Below are 18,846 nucleotides of genomic sequence, written 5' to 3' on the forward strand. Positions count from 1 at the left end.
AACCGGGTCAATTTCGAGTGGATTTCAAGGACCAAGTTCTATTGGAAAAGAAGGGCCAAATTAGTGCGGATTTTCCACTCGATTTTCAAATTTAAGTTATTCATTTGTTTTTTCGCACAATAGGAATATAAATATCCGTTCTCAATTCTGAAACTGGAGTTTTTTTCGGGGTATTGAGATAGGTTTCAAAAGTGAATGGCTCTCTTAATGTATATCCGCTTGACGGCAACCAATCGAGGTATATGTAACGATACACTCGGTTCAATTCGTGATATAGTCCCTTGAACGGAAATACGGCATATTCGCCAGCTTCTGTTTCATAAGTAAAGAAACCATTTGGAACACAGAATGATGCCGGAACGGTTATTCCAACCATGAAACGACTTTGTTTTTCCGAGGAAATTAGCGGACAATCCAAAGTCAGACTTATATATTGGCAATTATTTGACTGCAAATCGCAGCTTTCAGAAAGGTGTAATATCTGTTTCCATAATACCGAAAAGTCATGGCTTATATGCTCCGTCCATTCCAACTTCAAACAGGCAATACGAATGGGCAGAACTTTCTCAATACGAGGAACGATTTGTACCGGGTGCTTTCCTTCGGAGCAGGCATTCAAGTGAAGTTTACGAAATTCAGGTATCGTACAATTAAAATAACTCTTGAATGCTCTCGAAAGCGTGTGTTTGTTTTGATAGTTGATTTGGTATAGTAGTTCTGTAACGCTTATATCGGTTGATATTAACTTGAAAGCGATATATTCCAATCGTAACCGTTGGATGTAAAGCCCGATATTCTCACCACACACAGTTTTGAAAACACGCCGAAAATGGTATTTAGAAATACCCGCCGTTTGCGACAGAGTATCTAAACTAAGCTCATCGAACAAATGTCGGTTAATATATTCTTGTATTCTCACAACCAACTCATACAGTACATGTGCCGTATTTATTTTCTGTTTCCACCGTTTGATTTCGGGAAGCCGTCTTGACATTATATCTCTAATTTCCGATGAAGTATAGGATATGCCTACTTCCTTATAATATTCTTCGGGGAAAAGCCCCCAAAGGTAAATCAGATAGTCCATTGAAAAATCATAACCCTTGACACCGTGCTTTAAGCAATAGTCACAATACTCCATGCTTATATTTGTCCCAAGATTATTATAGTCAATATCTAAGGGAATTCCGCAAGTTTGGCAATATTTGGTTTCTGTATCTGTTTGCATCATTATCTTGATTATCGGGAGCAAAGTTACTTAATGGGTTATGAAAGAAGTTACCATAAATAGCTATCTTTTAATATACTCTTTTTGAATTCAATTTGTCACATTTTCTAATGGCTCTTTTTAATAGTCGATAAACTATAAATTTGTGGAATATCCATATTGCAATAAAATACACTTTACCTAAAATATTATTGTATTTTACAAGTGTAGTTATACTTGCAATTTGTTCGTTTCGGTTTACTTCAAAACAGGATATAGATACATAGAATGTCAAGTGCTTATCTTTTGTCCCTAAGATGATTTCGTGACTATTTTGTTCTATGATTAACTCCTTGAACGATTTACTTGCTTTTATGCCTAATGGTTTTACAATAAAATCACGTAACTTCAATAACCATGATACCCATTTTGGGTATTGGATGAACATTAAATCAAACAGTTCTTGTACAGACACATTTGGCTTATTTGTAATTTTTTCCCAAAAACAATCTTTGTAATCTGCTGGGAGATATTTGATAATCAAGCTATTTTTCTGTTTCATGGTTTACCTTTATTATTTTGTTTCAAATTTTTCAATCAGTATATTTTGAAGTTCATTGAAATCACAAGCAGGGATTTCAGAACAGATATGTTGCAATCCAATCAATAAGGAATATTGGATAGTAGCTATTTTATGCGCATACTCTACATCATATCCGCAATCTTGGATTAACTTTGTCAAATAGTCTAATCTCAATTTATCTACTTGTGCGACATATTGCTGTACAATATCATTTGTATAACTCCACCCTCTAATCCGTCCCTCGCATTTGTATTCAGAGGAAGCAGACATTTTCGATAAGGTATGTAACTTTTCTTTTGAACTCCCTAATTTTTCTACTTCTTCGATAAATGCAAGTGTATTCTCTTTTACCCAAAAAGCCATAAGAGCATCTATATACCCGTCTATATTTTTGAAATGATGATAAAACGCTCCTTTTGTAATTTCTAAGAGATTACATAAGTTGTCTATTGTGATTTTTGCAACCCCATTGTTTTCTATAATTTGAAGCCCAATAACAAACCATTGTTTTTTCTCTACTTTCTTCATATTATCGTTTTTATAATACCATACTATATGGTATGCAAATGTATGAAAGAAATCTGGATTAAGCAAACAGCCCTATTATTTTCTTCAAAAATTTAGTGCAAGGTGCAAGTATATATCTATATATATAGCTTGCACCTTGCACTAACTGCAGAAGATTTATTTTCAATGATTTGCGTATTTCAAAAGAAAGCCGTATCTTTGAACCGTAGTTTTAGGCAGACAACGAACAGCCAAAAGGTGACAGAAAAATATAGTTTTTGTAACCTAAGTTGTACCCCCTAAGGCTTCGACATGATGATAAGAAATTGAATTTCAAGGATATTGGGGAGTAGGTTCATAACCCTGTCTCTCCGCAAAAAAAGAGTAAGAACAAGAGAGTTAGCATACAAAAGTTGACTCTCTTTTTGCATCTAAAAGGATTCGAACGAAGGGATGGTGGGTTCGTAACACAGTCAAAAAATAACCGTAACTTAACCGTAGAGTAATCGAGAAAATACCCCTCACTCGTTCGTCAAACAGAGCTTACTCGTGGCTCATGTAATCCGGATTGTATGAACCACGAGCAAGCCCCGAATCAACTTCGAAAAAAAGGTAGTTTCTCCCCCCATTCTCAATAAGACGACCATTACTTCTCCTCTAAATTACACAATTCTTATCTCCTTTTCTTTTCTGTCTTTGCCAACCCTTCATACTCCTTTATTCTCCGTTCACACACATCCTTTGTAACCATTCCAAACTTTTCAACCTTCACCATCAAGTCTTCAACATCTTCCCGGCTTACTTTAAATTCCGGATTATAACGAGCTTCAATGTAAGAACACACAAGTATTTTAAATAATCGTTCTTCTTCTTCATTCCCAATAGGAAAAACTCGAATCAGTTCGGGAGCATATCCGCGTGAAACCTTAAAAAGCTCTTCTAAATTATGCTCCTTATCGTTTTTCAGGGTAAATGTCAACAAAATTGCGCTGAACAAATTTTCACAAGCTTGATGCAAATTAAAAGAAGACATGACATATTCTTCCTTATCATACATAAAAACAGCTTGCTCTATAAAAAGTCTGGCTTTAGCGAATTTTTCTCTAAAATATTCTTCCCCTTGTTTCTTTATTTCCCCAAAATTCAATGGTTTCCGTCTCGCCAGTTTATTATTCCCACTATTATAAAGCATTATCCCATCACGCTTTAATTCAGTATAAAAATAACGACTGTATTTCAAATCTTCATTTACTTTCTTTATGCTATCATGAATAAACTGCACGGGAACCCGATAACGATGATCCCCCCGTTTGTCGTAAATATTGCGAACGCTTACCAACTTATTTTCAATTTTTTCATAGCCCCATGCACTATTAATGACCAATATATCATAATCACTTTTAAAAGAAGTAGGTATACCAAATTCTTCGCGCTCATCATAACTCACGTAAGTACCGCGAGCATAACTCCCATAAAGAATGATCATTTCGCACACCGGAATCTTATCCAGAATTAACTCAACGAGGTATTTCAGATCTTCCCGATTTTTCTTAGGCAGGAAAGCGATTGACTTCTTCATAAATAGCTATTTATTATGAAAGCAAATGTAACGTTTTTCAAGCAGAAAGGGATGCAAAATCATGCCAATTTACATGGTTTAGGTTTACCACAATTGTTCCCTAAAAATGTACAACAAAAAAAATACCCCTCAAAATCATACGATTAAGAGGGGTACTTGTACCCAGAACAGGACTCGAACCTGCACAGCCGTACGGCCACTAGTCCCTGAAACTAGCGTGTCTACCGATTCCACCACCTGGGCATGATTTCAAAGATCGAGAAGAAAAAACCTTGCAACTTCCCTGCTGCAAGGCCCCTCTTCATGTTTGTTGTCCCACAAGGATTCGAACCTTGACTGACAGAACCAAAATCTGCTGTGCTACCATTACACAATGGGACAATCTTCATGTCGCTTCAACAACCGCTGTTGTTATTTTGACGCTGCAAATGTAGAGCATTTTTTTATTTCACCAAAAGAAAATGCAGAAAAATTAAAAGAAAATTGCTATTTTCGTGCTGTCGAAAAATGACATTTTTGTTATAGCCTTGAATATTAATAAGAAATATAAATTCAAACTAAGGAGAAGCATGTGCAACATTAAAAATCACCCAACATTAAGCTACAGGTTGATCAATAATGTCACCGGATGGGTGGCGTTCGTGGTGGCCAGTATTACTTACATTCTTACGGTCGAACCAACAGCCAGCCTTTGGGACTGTGGTGAGTTTATTACAACTTCAGTCGGACTGCAAGTAGGACACCCTCCCGGAGCGCCTCTATTCATGATTATCTCGAGACTATTCGCCATATTCGCACCAAGTCCCGAAACACAATCCTACATGATCAACATCATGTCTGCTCTATGTTCCGGGTTCACGATCTTGTTCCTGTTCTGGACGATCACGCATCTGGCTAAAAAAGTCGTGCTAAAAGAAGGGGAAGAATGTTCCATGGGACAACTGTGCGGGATCATGGGAGCCGGACTTATCGGGGCATTAACCTACACGTTTACAGACACGTTTTGGTTTTCAGCCGTCGAGGGTGAAGTGTATGCTATGTCATCTTTGTTCACGGCCGTCGTGTTCTGGGCAATTTTGAAATGGGAAAATGTTGCTTTTCAACCTTACGCCAATCGTTGGTTAATCTTTATCGCCTACATGGTCGGACTGTCCATCGGCGTTCACTTGTTGAACTTGCTCGTAATTCCTGCCATTGTATTCATATATTATTTCAAAAAATATGAAACCACCAAGTGGGGTATTATCAAATCAGCGGCCCTTTCTATCGTCATACTGGGCGTGATCATGTGGGGTATTATCCCGGGCGTGATTATCGTTGCAGGCTGGTTTGAATTGCTGTTCGTGAATGGCTTTGGAATGCCTTTCAACACGGGTGTTGTCATCTACGCATTACTCTTAATCGCCGGACTGACTTTCGGAATCCGGTACACGTTAAAACACAACCATACGGTAGTGAACACGATCTTAACCTGTTTCGTGGTCATGCTTATCGGGTACTCCTGCTACGCGATGATCGTTATCCGTTCCGTAAGTAATCCCCCGATTGACGAAAATAGCCCGGACAACGTATTCGCACTGCTTTCTTATATCAGTCGTGATCAATACGGCCAAGAACCATTGGTTTACGGTCCTTACTTCAATGCCCCGGTTATTGGCGTAGAGGATGCCGGACCTATTTATTACCAAAACGAAAAAACGGGTAAATATGATATTGTGGATCATAAAAAAGAAGTAAAATATGATCCTCGTTTCTGCACAATCCTCCCGCGTATGTATAGCCAAGCTCGTGAACCACAGGTATATTATGAGTGGGTGGGACAATCCAAAGGCCCCGTGTACATGGTAGACGGACAACCTGTTCAGAAACCAAGTTTCGGACAAAACCTAAGTTTCATGTTCCGTTACCAACTCGGGCACATGTATTTCAGGTACTTCATGTGGAACTTCTCCGGGCGTCAGAATGATATTCAAGGACATGGAGATTTCCGTTATGGTAACTGGATCTCGGGTATTCCTTTTATAGATAATATTCTGGTCGGTGATCAGAGCGTGATGCCGGACACGTTGAAACATGACAAGGCAAACAATAAATATTACATGCTTCCCTTTATCCTCGGGCTGCTGGGTATGTTCTATCAATATCAACGGGGAAAACAAGGGAAAAAAGATTTCTGGGTGGTTATGCTACTCTTCTTCTTCACGGGTATTGCCATCGTGCTTTATCTGAACCAATATCCGTATCAACCGCGGGAACGTGACTATGCCTATGCCGGATCGTTCTATGCCTTTGCCATCTGGATCGGTTTCGGGGTTCTCTACCTGTGGGATTTACTTCAGAAGAAGATGGATTCCCGCAACGCAGCTATTATCGTCACCGCTGTTTGCCTGTTCGCCGTTCCGGTAAATATGGCAGCACAAAACTGGGATGATCATGATCGTAGCGGACGTTACGCCACCATTGCTCATGCCAAGAACTATCTAAGTTCGTGTGCCCCCAATGCCATCCTGTTCACTTACGGGGATAATGATACGTTCCCTCTATGGTACGCACAGGAAGTGGAAGGTTTCCGCCGAGATGTACGTATCGTGAACCTAAGTTTGCTTGCCGGAGACTGGTACATTGACCAGATGAAACGGAAAGCCTACGAAAGTGACGGGGTGCCCATTTCGTTCACGAAAGACCAATACCATGCCGGGGTACGGGATTTTGTCACGATTGAAGAACGAATACAACAACCTTTCAGCATGAAGGAAGTCATGGAATTTGTTGCCAGCGACAGACCGGAAACCAAATCCAACCGTTACCAAGGAGGCGCCGTGGACTTCATCCCGACACGCAGCTTGTACATACCGGTGGATAAGGAAAAGGTTTTGGCAAATGGAACCGTACAACCTAAAGATTCCGCATTAATTGTAGACAGAGTAGAAATTCAATTAAAAGGTAGCTCTTTGAATAAATCACAATTAATGGTACTGGATATATTAGCTACCAACAACTGGGAACGTCCGGTATACTTCGGAGTAGGTATGGGACAAGACAGTTACATGGGCTTCGATAAGTATTTCCAACTAGAAGGAGCTGCTTACCGGGTTGTACCTATTAAGTCGGAAAACAACGAGGCTTATTATGATTTCGGACGTATCAACACGGAGATCCTGTATGACAACCTGATGAATAAATTTGTCTGGGGCAACATCAAGGACCCGAAAGTAAATATCGATCATTTCCATGATAACACCATCGCCGTGATGAAATACCGGAACTCCTTCTTGCGTTTGGCAGAACAATTAATGCAAGAGGCCGCCACGGAAACACGGGTTATCGGGGACACGATTATCAATGAAATCACAGATTCAAGCAAAATTCAAGAGGCTGTCAGAGTGCTGGATAAATCTCTGGAAGAAATTCCGTTATATCAAGTTCCGGCTGACTTCTTCTTGTTAAATTACATCTCGATCTACTATGCTGCCGGCGAAAAAGAGAAGGGGAATGATCTGGCATGGGCACTGGCTCTTGACAACGCTCAAATGTTGAGATATATCGGATCACTTTCTCAGAATCGCAGAAAAGCATTGGAAAATGACGAGAGAAGAAGTATGCAGGCGTTACAAATGCTCGTCGACATGGCCAGAAGAAACGGGGAAAATGCCTTTGCCCAAGAAATTCAGGACATGGTGGAAAGCACGTTAAGCGGACGCCCTGTAACCAGCAAGCGGGTAAACAAAAATTTCCCGATGGCTAATCAAGACAAGTGAGATAACATATACGAATCATTCGTCCCTTCGTATGGAGGGACGAATTTTATTTATAAACTTAATACACAATGATCACAATAGACCATATCAAAGAATTGGCAGAGCGAGGTGAAGCATTGAGGAGGTATCTTTGACATCGATGGCAAGAAGATACAACTCGCTGAAGAAGAGTTAAGAACACAAAACCCGTCCCTATGGGATAATCCCAAGGAAGCGGAGGCCTTGATGAAGAAAGTCCGGGAATTGAAATCTTGGATCGAGGGTTACGAACAGGTAACCTCAGCCGTGGGAGATTTACAGGTACTTTTCGATTTCGCCAAAGAGGGAGAAGCAACCGAGGAAGAAGTGGACGCCCAATACCAGGAGACCATACGAGTGCTGGAAGACATCGAGATGCGTAACATGCTGCGCCGGGAAGAAGATCACTTCGGGGCCATCATGAAAATCAATTCCGGCGCCGGAGGTACGGAAAGTATGGACTGGGCCAGTATGCTGTACCGGATGTACATCCGCTGGGGAGAATTAAACGGTTACAAGGTAAAACACGTGGATTACCAGGAAGGTGAAGAGGCCGGTATCAAATCAGCTACTCTCGAATTCGAGGGAGACTACGCTTACGGGTATCTGAAATCAGAAAACGGTGTTCACCGATTGGTTCGTTTATCGCCATATAACGCGGCCAATAAACGAATGACATCTTTTGCATCCGTGTTCGTTTATCCCGCCGTGGATGACACGATCGAGATCACGATCAATCCTGCAGACATCAGTTGGGACACCTTCCGAAGTGGTGGCGCAGGTGGTCAGAACGTGAACAAGGTAGAAACCGGAGTCCGGTTACGCCACGCTCCTACCGGAATCATGATCGAGAACACGGAATCACGTTCACAGTTGCAAAACCGAGAAAACGCCATGCGTTTATTGAAAGCCCAATTGTACGAACTGGAATTACAAAAGCGGCAGGAAGAACGGGATAAAGTGGAAGGAACGAAAAAAAAGATCGAGTGGGGGTCACAAATCCGCAGTTATGTATTCGATGACCGCCGGGTGAAAGATCATCGTACCAACTACCAGACATCAAACGTGCAGGCAGTTATGGACGGAGAGATCAATGAGTTCATTAAAGCCTACTTGATGATGTTCGGTGGCGGAGAAGAATAAAAGCAATCAATTTATGATTTATGAATTACGATTTACGAAAAGAAAAAGCGTAGTTTTGTTGGAGGGAATCTAAAATCATAAATCTAAAATCTAAAATGAATAGATGGATTTAAACTTTAATAGTTGCAAGATATTGATCGTCGGGGACGTGATGCTTGACAAATACTATTTTGGAAAGGTGGAACGTATTTCCCCGGAAGCTCCAGTTCCGATAGTAAACATCGTAACCGAGGAATCCCGTTTAGGTGGAGCCTCGAACGTGGCCAACAACATCACAAGTCTTGGTGGGCAGGCCACGTTATGCGGGGCTATCGGCTATGACTTTTTCGGGAAAGAGATTGAACGCATGGCTCACCGGAAAGGGATCAAAACCGATTTTGTCAAAACCGAGCAACCCACGATCACGAAAGCGCGCATCATTGGTGGAAGGCAACAGATTGTCCGTATAGACTACGAGCAACATTTGGAACTTTCTGAAAAAGCAAGAGAAGATTTTCAAACCCATCTTGCCTCACTCTTCCAAGAGTTCCCTACCCTTGTTATTTCTGATTATGGAAAAGGCATGATCTCGGAAGAATTATGTTCGTTTTTGATAAAAACGGCAAAATCACATGGAACCCGTGTTATCGTGGACCCGAAAGGGCAAAACTGGAAGAAATATGCAGGGGCCGACTTGATTACTCCTAATGTAAAAGAATTAGGTGACATCATTGGCCACCCGGTGAAAAATAACGACCAGGATATTGCCGTGGCAGCCTTGGAAATCGTTCATCACTACGGTTTATCAGCATTACTTGTCACCCGGAGCGAACAAGGGATGAGCTTGATTTCCGATCAAAATATTTTGCATCTCCCCACACATTCTCAAGAAGTATTTGATGTAAGTGGAGCCGGAGACACGGTTGTAGCGGCCCTTTCACTAGCCTTAACCCAAGGTCAGGAAATCACGGAAGCCATGCGCATCGCAAACGTGGCAGCCGGAATTGTTGTTCAGAAAATCGGGACAGCAACTCTCAGCATAGAAGAATTAAATGCAAATCTATAAGAAAAAAGGCTGTTTTAAAAACAGCCTTTTTAAATCTTAGATACAAAGTATTTCAAGAATGCCGTATTATCTGTAAGTTCCGGATGGAAAGATGTTACCAACATATTCTTTTCTTCCGCTGCAACGATATGCCCATCAAGCTCACACAGAATTTTTACCCCATCCTTCACGCTCGTGATATAAGGGGCTCGAATAAATACCAACTCAATTTCTTTCGAATCTACCGCCGGGATCACTTTTTTCGTGGCAAAACTGTCGATCTGGCTCCCGTAAGCATTACGCCGAACGGCAATATCCATCACGCCTAAATGAGTCACTGAATCGTTCACGAGTTCTTTGGCCAGCAAGATCATTCCCGCACAAGTTCCCCATACCGGCAGTCCACTCTGGATTTTCCCGCGTAAAGGCTCCATAAGTCCGGTCCGATTAAGAATCTTTCCCATAGTGGTACTCTCCCCTCCTGGTAGAATGATTCCATCAATCTCTTCCAACTGCTCCGGGTATTTCACGATCACGGGTTCATGACCAATAGCCTTAATCTGGCGTTCATGTTCAATAATCGCCCCTTGAAAACCTAAAATTCCAATCTTCTTCATGACAAAAAATATAAGGTTCATAAAGTTCATAAAATCTATAAAGCAAGTTACCTTATGAACCTTACAAACCTTATGAACTTTATAAACTATTCTTACCAGCCTCTTTCAGCGTATTTATTTTCCAATTTGCTAATTTCCAATCCGGACATAGCCTCTCCCAAGTTCTCTGACAATTCAGCCAATTTAACCGGATCGTTATAATAAGTCGTAGCTAAAACAATAGCTCTCGCTCTCTTGGCAGGATCACCTGACTTGAAGATTCCAGAACCCACAAATACTCCCTCGCAACCCAACTGCATCATTAAAGCTGCATCAGCCGGGGTAGCAATACCACCGGCTGCAAAGTTTACTACCGGCAATTTACCATTCTCATGCACGAATTTTACTAAATCATAAGGGGCTCCCATCTCTTTGGCAATCGTCATCAAAGCCTCTACCGGAGCCACTTGTACCTGATGAATATCATTGTTCAACTGACGCATATGTCTTACAGCCTCTACCACGTTTCCGGTTCCGGCTTCTCCTTTCGTACGAATCATAGAAGCACCTTCACCAATACGTCTTAAAGCCTCACCCAAATTACGGCATCCGCAAACGAACGGTACTTTAAACGCAGTCTTGTCAACATGATACAAATCATCTGCCGGCGTTAAAACTTCACTTTCGTCAATATAATCAATGCCAATGGCCTCCAAAATTTGTGCTTCCACGAAGTGACCAATTCTCACTTTTGCCATTACAGGAATAGACACGGCATTCTTTATAGCCTTGATCATCTGAGGATCAGACATTCTAGCCACGCCACCATCTTTACGAATATCAGACGGCACTCTTTCCAATGCCATTACAGCACATGCCCCGGCAGCTTCAGCGATCTTTGCCTGTTCAACATTGGTTACATCCATAATAACCCCACCTTTTAGCATTTGTGCCAGATTTTTGTTTAATTCATAGTTCCCCATAAGGTTCTCGTTTATTAATGTGTTCATAATAATAATTCCCCTCTCCTTCTAACGCTCCTGGGAGCCAAATATTTATGACTGAAAAGACCCGTTCCTCAAACGTTTCCGATCACTCAAAACACCCCCGCTAAAACGGGGAACAAATATAGCAATTTAGTTGAAAAAACTAACTTTATAAGCATATTTTAGTTGCAGACTGTAAGTACATAAAATACAGATACAAACAATCTAAAAGAATACTACCCATCTCACAATTCCCTCTAACACAAAAAATTTTACATGAAATGTATCATCAGAAGAAAAGATAGAAAGTCTAAATTTCTCAAACACCCCCTATCCCTCCATAAATTAAACATGAAATTTGTGGAGTAAAGAACTTTCTAAAAAAGGAAAATTTACCTACCTCTTATAAATACGTCTTCAACCGTTTACTACGGCACGAGTTTTTCAGTCTCTTGATAGCCTTGGATTTAATTTGGCGTACTCGTTCGCTTGTCAGACCTACCCGATCGCCAATTTCTTCCAACGACATGGCTGTATAACCACCCAAGCCGTAATACATCCGTAAGATTAAGGCATCGCGTTCATCCAGAATCGTCAAATAACGATCAATTTCCGTCCGCAATGAATCGGCATTCATCTCCCGTTCGGCATCCGATATGGCATTATCCCCGGTAATCATCACGTCATACAAGTTGGAGGAATCCTCGTCTGCCGACAAAGGCGCATCCATGGATAACGGACGATTGGCAATCCGCAAGCTATCTTTAACCTCCTTCGCGGGAACATCCATTTTCAAGGCGATTTCTTCTGCCGTGGGTTCCCGTTGAAACTCTTGTTCCAAGCGGAAAAAGAACTTATTCACTTTGTTAATACTACTAATTTTGTTCAATGGTAACCGAACTAAACGCGAATTTTCTGCGATTGCCTGTAAAATCGATTGCCGAATCCACCATACGGCATAAGAAATAAACTTGAATCCTTTCGTTTCGTCAAAGCACTCAGCAGCTTTTATTAATCCCAGATTGCCCTCGTTGATCAAATCCCCCAAACTCAAACCGTTATTCTGGTATTGCTTGGCCACGGAAACCACGAAACGTAGGTTACTCTTCACCAATAACTCCCGTGCCGCTCGGTCTCCCGATCGGATTTTCTTGGCTAAAGCAACCTCCTCATCCGGCGTCAACACGTCGATTTTCCCAATCTCCTGCAAGTATTTCTCTATCGAGAACGAATCCCTGCCAGTGATTTGTTTGCTAATTTTTAACTGTCTCATAGGTCTCTTCGTATAATTGGCTTAAAGTTAATCATCTATTTCAGTAAAACAAATATTAGAGCTCTTTTTTTCGTATCTACTTGAAGAAATATACGGGGATATATTAACTTTGTTGTCTGAAACCACCATTTAATTAAAACATACGCCATTAATTTAGAAATCATTCGAATAATTAGAATAAAACACCATTTGAATCGAGATAATTTTGCAAAAATCTTTGGCACAATAAAAAAAATACCTACTTTTGCAGTCCGAAGTGAGAAAATAATAACATAAGAAATATTGCAATGAAACGTACATTTCAACCATCCAACAGAAAGAGAAGAAACAAACATGGTTTCAGAGAAAGAATGTCTACCGCTAACGGTAGAGCAGTTCTAGCTAGAAGAAGAGCTAAAGGAAGAAAAAAATTGACTGTTTCTGACGAGCGCAGACACAAGCATTAATATAAAAAAAGCTGCTTTTACAAGCAGCTTTTTTTATTCGTTCCTTTTCCCCCGCAACCGCAATTACAACTGCATCCTTTCCCCTTCTTTGCATTCCGAAACAAACGATAAGCACCTCTTCCCGCAAAAACAAGTGCTATCGCCACAATTATATACGTCAATATTAGTTGCATTTCTATTCTCTAATTTTAGATTAATAATTCATGATACCGGGGACTCGTCCTAAATAATCAAGTCCAATACCTGTTTTATCACGAAACATACGCCCCAAGCCAGTACCGTCGTGTATCCCATCACGAAAAACGCCCACTTCATTCCAATCTCTTTACCGATAGCAATCAAAGCCGCAAAACAAGGGGAATAAAGTAACACGAAGATCACAAATATAATGGCAGTAACCGGAGTAAACCCATGTTCCCGCAAACGCATTTCCAACGTCGCATTCGACCCGTCATCTTCCTCCATAACCTCTTCCCCCTGGTACAGAACGGCCATCGTGCTAACCACGACTTCTTTTGCCGCAACCCCGGTCAACAAGCTAACGCCAGCTTTCCAGTCAAAACCTAGCGGTGTCCAAATAGGCTCCATCGTTCGCCCTAATCGACTGATATAAGAATTTTCCTGACGTTCACTTACCTCTTGTCGATGCAAGTTCTCTAATTTCGCTTCCTGTTCTTCCTTCAACATATCCACGTTTCCGATCCCGGAAGCGATCGTTGCCTCGTAAGCCCTTGTTACCTCGGCCTTCTTTTCATCATACTGAGCCTCCAGCTCTTTGTCCACGGGAAAATAGCCCAACGCCCAAATCAATATGGAGGCAAACATAATAATACCTCCCATTTTTTTCAGGTATTGCTCGCCTTTACTCCACATATGCCGTACGGTCGTTCTCAAGGTTGGCATTCGATACGGGGGCAACTCCATCACGAACGGCACTTCCTGTTTATGGAAAAGTACCCGTTTAAACAACTTAGCCATCACGATAGCAGCTAGAATTCCAAACAAGTATATTCCAAAAAGAACTAACGCCGCATAATCTTTGAAAAATGCCCCGACCAACAGGATGTATACCGGAAGGCGGGCACTGCAAGACATGAAAGGATTGATCAGTATAGTTAATATCCGGTCACTCCGGTTCTCCAGCATACGCGTTGACATGATCGCCGGCACGTTACACCCGAATCCCATGATCATCGGAATAAAACTTTTCCCGTGCAAGCCAAGTTTATGCATCAACTTATCCATGATAAATGCCGCACGAGCCATGTACCCCGTGTCTTCCATGAAAGAAATAAACAGGAACAATATCAATATATTCGGTAAAAACACGATCACGCTCCCCACACCACCAATGATACCATCCACTAATAAATCCTTTAAAGGTCCCGCACTCATCTGGTTATCGACAAATTCACCTAAAGCCCCGACTCCGGTCTCAATCCATTCCATCGGATAACTTCCCAAACTAAACGTGGCAAAAAATGTCACGAACAGGAATAACAAGAAGATCGGGAATCCGAACAATTTATGCGTGACAATAGCATCAATATACTCCGTTTTACGTCTTCGATTCACGGGACTTTCCTTGTACGTTTCTTTTAACGCCCCGGAAATAAAACCGTACTTCGTATCGGTAACAACCGACTCGACTTTCTCTCCATAGGTTGTTTCAATCCGTTCAACTCCCTCTTTTACGACCTTCAATAATTTCTCCCGTGAATGATCCCGTTGTACGAATTCCAACACGTCCTTATCCCCTTCCAATAACATCAGAGACAGGAAACGGGGAGACATATTACAGATCAAATCTTTTTCATCTTTCAACTCGGCTCGAATGGCCACGATGCTGTCCTCAATCTCTTTCCCGTAGTTTATATGGATATGGCGTACCGTTTCACTTCTTCCCTCGTACACCTCGATAACTTCCCGTAACAACTCCTTAATTCCTTTCCCCTTTGACCCGACAGTAGGCATCATCGGCATCCCGATCATCTGTCCCATCTCCTGATAATTGAAAGTTGCCCCGGAACGTTCCAGCTCATCATACATATTCAAAGCGATCACGCCCTTCACGTCCATGTCAATCAACTGCGTGGACAAATAGAGATTACGTTCCAAGTTAGACGCATCTACCACGTTAATCACCACATCGGGTGCGTTATTCATAATATATTCCCGCACATACTTTTCTTCATTCGAGTAAGCAGAAATAGAATACGTTCCCGGTAAATCGACCACGTTAAACTCGTAACCTTCAAATCGAAACGTGGCACTCTTCGCATCCACCGTAACCCCACCGTAATTTCCCACGTGTTCCTGAGAACCACTCATGTAGTTGAACAGTGTTGTTTTCCCCGCATTGGGGTTACCGACAAAAGCAACATGTATATGTTTATCTCGACCTTCCCAGTGCTTGGCGAAAGCTTCTTCCGCATCACGGGCGCTCCCTGACACCCCGACAATATTAGTAGCCTCCTCAAGAGATACGATTTCAATAAACGCTGCTTCTTGCCTCCTTAAAGAGATTTCATAACCCATAATTGCATATTCAATCGGATCATTCAAAGGGGCGTTCTTCACGGCCTTCACCACTTTTCCCCTCACGAATCCCATCTCGTTTAATCGTTTCCGAAAGGCCCCATATCCTTTCACCTTGGTAATAACGGCACTTTCTCCGGTTTTCAGTTCTGACAGTAACATATAAACATCTTGTAATTAGTATCGCGAATGTAAAAACTTTATTTTTATTTTTTCTAAATAAACACAGAATAATAACGAGAATTTCATCATTAATAATTATAAAATTTATTAATAAAAGACTTTCCAGCCTAAGTGTCTTCCGAAATTTATAGAGAAAAACAACGAATCTTTTCTTTTTTACTCCGTATAACCAACAAATAGTTTACTTTTGTAACATGAAAACAGAAGATATAGAAAACCAGGACGAGCAAAAATGGAAAAGCGTGAATCAATTGCTATCACGGGCGGGTTCGCGCTTAAATATCCTAGAAGAAGAAATTGATGTAGAAGTACAACATCAGTACATGGATCTTTTGGAGCATCTCATCAAAGGTGGTGACTTCAAAGCGTTGAGAGAAGACGCGATAGTACACGTCCAAGATCTATTTGACGAGGCCGTTGATGCCGAAAAGAAAAAAACTTTGTTAATCCTATTGTCCATGGTCGATGACATTTCTATATACCGAAGCATTGAATCGTTCCAAAAACAAGATACCCCGATCAAACCGTGGGCAACCATAGCCTTGCAACAATCCCGGATGCTGATTCAATCCAACCTGCTGGACGAATCGACCGTGTTCGTGTCCACCGGCCTAGGCGGTCACGACACGCTGTTACGTTATTTTTGTGTTTATGTTGCCAATGAGGGGGTCACGCTACAACCTTTCCAGTGGGATATTGCCCAAAAAGAGACAGAATTGGTCATTAGCAAAAGCCAAGGAGAGATCGAACAAATCGAACAATTCGAGAAATACATCACGTTCACCCTTCTGTTACCAATCGAGGCTAACCTAAAAGAGATTTTCAATTCGATTATAGACGAGTGTAACACTTACGGGAACTTTTTAAGCGAAAACATCATCATCACGAACGTGAAAAAACTTTCCACCAAAGAGATTGAGGATTTCTTGGAAACTAAATCCCCTCCAAAGCACAAATCAAGACCATTCTAGTCCAGCATCAAGCTTATGAAAGGACTACATTTTTTGAAATAAGGCTCCAACTCGGGAAAATGTTCCGGGTAGTAGCCTAAAAGCAATTGCGTCAGTTCCTGCACGGACAACTCCGCCTCCACCTGCTTTGCATTATCACAAACACAATCTCCTTTCCCGATTACGTATATTCCCGTGTTTTCCGGAATCCAGTCATCCGTTACTTTCAGCACGAGATCCTGCTCCGGATTATTCACGGCATACAAACGGAGCATTTGTTCCACGTCCAACACACGTGCCATTCCCCGGTGCTCATCCGCTTTTCCGGCAGGAAGTACACGGCAATATATCTCCGCCGCATCCAGATATTTCATCACTCCCCACAAAGCCACCCGTTTGACATCCTCGGAGTCATACATTCCATCCAGTACCAAAGCATGATTTCCTCTCGGTTCGGCAAAAGCCATCCCAACAATATTTTTATCGCTATACACGACAATCAACGCCCCTCCATCCATTCGCAAACTTTCCACGATCACCTCAAAATCTTCCCGTTCATGCTGCACGCAACAAGGACGTAAACGCATCATTGACTGAAAATAATTAAACAAGTCATCCGTTAACAACCCCACCTCCCGAATAGCTTCCACCCGAAAATGATCCGCAACCGGTTTATCCAAAATCGTGTAATGTTCCAGAGTATAATCAAAAACAGTCGCATACCCCATCTTTCCGTAATAATCATACAACCATTCACTGGCCGGAATCAGGGTACTCACGGGAATCTTTCTTCCTCTCATCACGTAGAAAGCCTCCCGCAGTAACTTCGTCATCACGCCCCGGGCCCGGGCCAATGGATGAGTACAAGCCCCCGAAATATACCCTGTTACAATTTGTGTCACGCCAAAAGTCATAGGGTAAAGAGGAGTTTGTAAAGCAGCAATAGCCGCACCTTGTTCATCCCAATACACCAGAGCATTCTCCTCCTTGTATTTTTTGTCAAAATAGAATTGAATGAACTCTTCCGTATCATCAAAACACACCCTCCATAACTCCATGACTTCCCGTTTCATCATACACGTATTTAAATTAAACAACCTTTGAAATGAGAGATTTTCTCATTTTCAACTTTCAATTAATTCGGCATACCCTTTCTCCAATAATATCACCGGACGATAAGATAGTTTCGCCTTTCTCAATCCCGGAATTCCCAAATCTTCCTCCCGATTCAGATAAACATATTGTTCCGGGATATGCCGTGCGAACTCCTGATTCAAAATATTATACGAACCGTCAATATGACTATCAGCCTTCTCGATATGAACGGCAAAGGTATCATGATTTACCGGGGCGCCATACGTGAACCCGACGATTTCATCATCCACCCAGAGCGCTCCTCCAACCAAACCAAGAGCATCAAAATTTCGCAACGCAATATTCAATGCTTTTCGCTCATTTATCAAACTCTCCTCTTCCTCACAATCATGCTCTTCACACCATTTTTCCTCTAGTTCCAAACAATGCGGGATCAAATCTACTGTTAATGGCGTGTACTTGTAATTATAGGTGCGTTTGAACTTATTCACGTGATTCCGCTTAGGCTGAAAATTTTTACCTTTCAATTCAGCCAGCTCTTGACGGGAATAAATATAATCAAAATAATCCCGATCCAACCGATAATCAAAACTTCCCGGGAACTCCCGGTTGAACCATTCCTCCAACTCCGGAAAAACTCCATGTACACGTAAAACGTGTCCTTCGGTCTTGGCTTGCTGTTTCAACAACTCGATCACATTCTTCACATCCCCGGTTCCCACGGGCATCGTGTACACGACACTTTCCTCATCCAATGTAAAACGCACCACGAGACAGTCATCAACCACAGCGTAATGACTATTGGTCAAGAACTGCCACGTGTACAAGTTCACAAACGAAAGATTGCAATCCCGGTTCCCACATGCCAAAAAATAGGTCGTTATCAACTCTTTATCCTCTATTCTGATCGGTTTAAAATCTATCATATAATTACTTTTAATTTCCGTCACAAAGATACGA

17 protein-coding genes and 2 tRNA genes are annotated in these 18,846 nt (G+C 41.6%); 6 read left to right on the forward strand and 13 right to left on the reverse strand.

Translation table 11 applies throughout. The annotated features are described in order from the left end of the window. Positions 1–100: 100 nt before the first annotated feature. The 4 genes from I2I33_RS18065 to I2I33_RS18080 form a co-directional block, all read right to left on the reverse strand. On the reverse strand, positions 101–1,228 hold the full coding sequence (locus I2I33_RS18065) for a GyrI-like domain-containing protein (protein WP_087421331.1): 1,128 nt from the start codon (positions 1,226–1,228) through the stop codon (positions 101–103). Positions 1,229–1,298: 70 nt separating this feature from the next. Beyond that, positions 1,299–1,769, reverse strand: coding sequence for a DUF2867 domain-containing protein (locus tag I2I33_RS18070; RefSeq protein WP_087421274.1), 471 nt, complete (start codon positions 1,767–1,769; stop codon positions 1,299–1,301). Positions 1,770–1,781: 12 nt separating this feature from the next. Then, positions 1,782–2,318 (reverse strand): TetR/AcrR family transcriptional regulator, encoded by a 537-nt coding sequence (locus I2I33_RS18075; protein ID WP_087421273.1) that lies wholly within the window; start codon positions 2,316–2,318, stop codon positions 1,782–1,784. 652 nt (positions 2,319–2,970) lie between these two features. Further along, positions 2,971–3,876: a HEPN domain-containing protein gene (locus I2I33_RS18080; RefSeq protein ID WP_087421272.1), complete on the reverse strand. Its 906-nt coding sequence runs from the start codon at positions 3,874–3,876 to the stop codon at positions 2,971–2,973. A gap of 15 nt (positions 3,877–3,891) precedes the next feature. On the opposite strand from I2I33_RS18080, the gene I2I33_RS20450 reads away from it, so the two are divergent. Then, on the forward strand, positions 3,892–4,023 hold the full coding sequence (locus tag I2I33_RS20450; RefSeq protein WP_255378866.1) for a hypothetical protein: 132 nt from the start codon (positions 3,892–3,894) through the stop codon (positions 4,021–4,023). Positions 4,024–4,035: 12 nt separating this feature from the next. Here I2I33_RS20450 and I2I33_RS18085 read toward each other — a convergent pair. Continuing rightward, positions 4,036–4,119, reverse strand: a tRNA-Leu gene (locus I2I33_RS18085). 67 nt (positions 4,120–4,186) lie between these two features. After that, positions 4,187–4,257: transfer RNA gene (locus I2I33_RS18090), tRNA-Gln, on the reverse strand. Between the two features lie 188 nt (positions 4,258–4,445). On the opposite strand from I2I33_RS18090, the gene I2I33_RS18095 reads away from it, so the two are divergent. The 3 genes from I2I33_RS18095 (at position 4,446) to rfaE1 (ending at position 9,840) form a co-directional block, all read left to right on the forward strand. Beyond that, positions 4,446–7,634, forward strand: coding sequence for a DUF2723 domain-containing protein (locus I2I33_RS18095; RefSeq protein ID WP_087421271.1), 3,189 nt, complete (start codon positions 4,446–4,448; stop codon positions 7,632–7,634). Between the two features lie 68 nt (positions 7,635–7,702). Beyond that, a protein-coding gene (gene prfB, locus I2I33_RS18100) for a peptide chain release factor 2 (protein WP_118304733.1) occupies positions 7,703–8,795 on the forward strand; the annotation gives its coding sequence in 2 pieces (ribosomal slippage) (positions 7,703–7,765 and positions 7,767–8,795; 1,092 coding nt in all). 103 nt (positions 8,796–8,898) lie between these two features. Continuing rightward, positions 8,899–9,840 carry a D-glycero-beta-D-manno-heptose-7-phosphate kinase gene (gene rfaE1, locus I2I33_RS18105; RefSeq protein WP_087421270.1) on the forward strand — a complete coding sequence of 314 codons (942 nt, stop codon included), beginning with the start codon at positions 8,899–8,901 and terminating at the stop codon, positions 9,838–9,840. A 29-nt stretch (positions 9,841–9,869) separates the two neighbouring features. Here the strand turns inward: rfaE1 and pdxT are convergent, their stop codons facing one another. The 3 genes from pdxT to I2I33_RS18120 all read right to left on the reverse strand — a co-directional run bounded on the left by pdxT (position 9,870) and on the right by I2I33_RS18120 (position 12,674). After that, a complete protein-coding gene (pdxT, locus tag I2I33_RS18110; RefSeq protein WP_164719626.1) occupies positions 9,870–10,436 on the reverse strand; it encodes a pyridoxal 5'-phosphate synthase glutaminase subunit PdxT in 567 nt (188 codons plus the stop codon). Positions 10,437–10,528: 92 nt separating this feature from the next. Further along, positions 10,529–11,398 carry a pyridoxal 5'-phosphate synthase lyase subunit PdxS gene (gene pdxS / locus I2I33_RS18115; RefSeq protein WP_027201445.1) on the reverse strand — a complete coding sequence of 290 codons (870 nt, stop codon included), beginning with the start codon at positions 11,396–11,398 and terminating at the stop codon, positions 10,529–10,531. 406 nt (positions 11,399–11,804) lie between these two features. Further along, entirely contained in the window at positions 11,805–12,674 is an 870-nt protein-coding gene (locus I2I33_RS18120) for an RNA polymerase sigma factor RpoD/SigA (RefSeq protein ID WP_087421268.1), read from the reverse strand. Between the two features lie 287 nt (positions 12,675–12,961). On the opposite strand from I2I33_RS18120, the gene rpmH reads away from it, so the two are divergent. Next, positions 12,962–13,120 carry a 50S ribosomal protein L34 gene (gene rpmH, locus I2I33_RS18125; protein ID WP_071595963.1) on the forward strand — a complete coding sequence of 53 codons (159 nt, stop codon included), beginning with the start codon at positions 12,962–12,964 and terminating at the stop codon, positions 13,118–13,120. Between the two features lie 17 nt (positions 13,121–13,137). On the opposite strand, the gene I2I33_RS18130 is transcribed toward rpmH, so the two are convergent. Next, positions 13,138–13,293, reverse strand: a complete 156-nt coding sequence (locus I2I33_RS18130) for a FeoB-associated Cys-rich membrane protein (protein WP_087421267.1) — start codon at positions 13,291–13,293, stop codon at positions 13,138–13,140. A gap of 49 nt (positions 13,294–13,342) precedes the next feature. After that, positions 13,343–15,820, reverse strand: coding sequence for a ferrous iron transport protein B (feoB, locus tag I2I33_RS18135; RefSeq protein WP_087421266.1), 2,478 nt, complete (start codon positions 15,818–15,820; stop codon positions 13,343–13,345). A 215-nt stretch (positions 15,821–16,035) separates the two neighbouring features. On the opposite strand from feoB, the gene I2I33_RS18140 reads away from it, so the two are divergent. After that, positions 16,036–16,812, forward strand: a complete 777-nt coding sequence (locus I2I33_RS18140) for a hypothetical protein (RefSeq protein WP_087421265.1) — start codon at positions 16,036–16,038, stop codon at positions 16,810–16,812. Here the strand turns inward: I2I33_RS18140 and eis are convergent. Continuing rightward, entirely contained in the window at positions 16,809–17,867 is a 1,059-nt protein-coding gene (gene eis / locus I2I33_RS18145; RefSeq protein ID WP_087421264.1) for an enhanced intracellular survival protein Eis, read from the reverse strand. The genes I2I33_RS18140 and eis overlap by 4 nt on opposite strands. A gap of 48 nt (positions 17,868–17,915) precedes the next feature. Continuing rightward, positions 17,916–18,812, reverse strand: coding sequence for a DUF2156 domain-containing protein (locus I2I33_RS18150; protein ID WP_087421263.1), 897 nt, complete (start codon positions 18,810–18,812; stop codon positions 17,916–17,918). Between the last annotated feature and the right edge of the window lie 34 nt (positions 18,813–18,846).

This window comes from Butyricimonas sp. BSD2780061689_150309_C8, assembly GCF_015560935.1.
In the GTDB taxonomy this organism is placed as follows: Bacteria; Bacteroidota; Bacteroidia; order Bacteroidales; family Marinifilaceae; genus Butyricimonas; species Butyricimonas paravirosa.